Consider the following 1,214-nt stretch of genomic DNA (forward strand, 5'->3'; position numbering starts at 1 on the left):
AATGACGCGCCTTCGGTGGCATCAGACATGTCCATCGATTTCTCCTGTGTCGTGAAATTTCAGGAGAAAGTCTGCACGGGGTCAGGTCGGGAAAACAGGTGTGGATTCTTGGGCGCTTACAGTTTTTCGAAGCGGCGGATCTGGATATGCTGTGTGAAAAGGCAGAGAAACACGGGAGGATCTGAGACATCTTCCCATGAGGCGCCAGGCGACAGTTTGAACGCAGGCTGTGTCAGGTCTGAATAATGTGTGAAGCCGGGCAATAGCCCGGCTTTTTTGGTTATACTTGCGCAGGTTTATATTTTGTCGGGAACAGCACAGCAATGAGTATCAAGTCGGACACCTGGATTCGCCGTATGGCGCAAGAAGAGGGCATGGTCGATCCGTTCGAGCCGGGGCAGATGCGTGAGGGTGCTTACGGGCGCATGATTTCCTACGGCACATCCAGTTACGGTTATGACGTGCGCTGTGCTGATGAGTTCAAGATCTTCACCAATATCAACTCAGCCGTGGTGGATCCGAAGAATTTCGACGACAGCAGTTTCGTGGACGTGAAATCCGATGTCTGCATCATCCCGCCGAACTCTTTTGCGCTGGCGCGCACCGTGGAGTACTTCCGTATTCCGCGCAGCGTGCTCACCATCTGCCTGGGGAAATCCACCTACGCGCGCTGTGGCATCATCGTCAACGTCACGCCCCTGGAACCCGAGTGGGAAGGGCACGTGACACTGGAGTTTTCCAACACCACTCCATTGCCGGCCAAGATCTACGCCAATGAAGGCGTGGCGCAAATGCTGTTTTTCGAATCCGATGAAACCTGCGAGACTTCCTACCGGGACAGAGGTGGCAAGTACCAGAAACAGAAGGGCGTGACCCTGCCCAAGGCCTGATCCGGCTAGCTTTCATGAATCCGCTGGCCACACCACTGATGCAAGCGTGTCTTCGACCTCGTGATAGATTTTGGGACATCCCAGTCCCCAAAATCGACTCGGCCTTTGACAACCTATTCGTGCCCCAGCCGTCCTGGTCACCAAGCACTACACAACAACTTCGCAAGCTCGTTGCTGCTCCGTACTTGGCTCCCAATGACTGTACGCCGCGTTCGGAGGCCTACTTTGTTTTCCCTCTGGCGCAAGGCACGCCGGGAAAACAGTGCGGCCTCGCGGCTACTGGGGACTACCAGCCTTCGCTTCGCTCTCCATGGCTGGCAGCGA

The 1,214-nt window shown here is 55.4% G+C and carries 2 protein-coding genes; both read left to right on the forward strand.

Annotation, left to right across the window (positions count from 1 at the left end; all coding sequences use genetic code 11):
* The first annotated feature begins 323 nt into the window (after positions 1-323).
* Complete coding sequence (gene dcd, locus ACOCD2_RS20760) at positions 324-890, forward strand: dCTP deaminase (protein ID WP_293650532.1); 567 nt, start codon at positions 324-326, stop codon at positions 888-890.
* A gap of 60 nt (positions 891-950) precedes the next feature.
* A partial coding sequence (locus tag ACOCD2_RS20765) for a hypothetical protein (protein ID WP_419626028.1) occupies positions 951-1,214 on the forward strand: 264 nt, incomplete at its 3' end.

The organism is Thiolapillus sp. (genome assembly GCF_048562965.1).
GTDB classification, from domain to species: Bacteria; Pseudomonadota; Gammaproteobacteria; order Chromatiales; family Chromatiaceae; genus Thiolapillus; species Thiolapillus brandeum_A.

Bases quoted from the DNA above. Each gene is read 5' to 3' on its own strand.
- dcd (WP_293650532.1), top strand. From the start codon at position 324: ATGAGTATCAAGTCGGACACCTGGATTCGCCGTATGGCGCAAGAAGAG.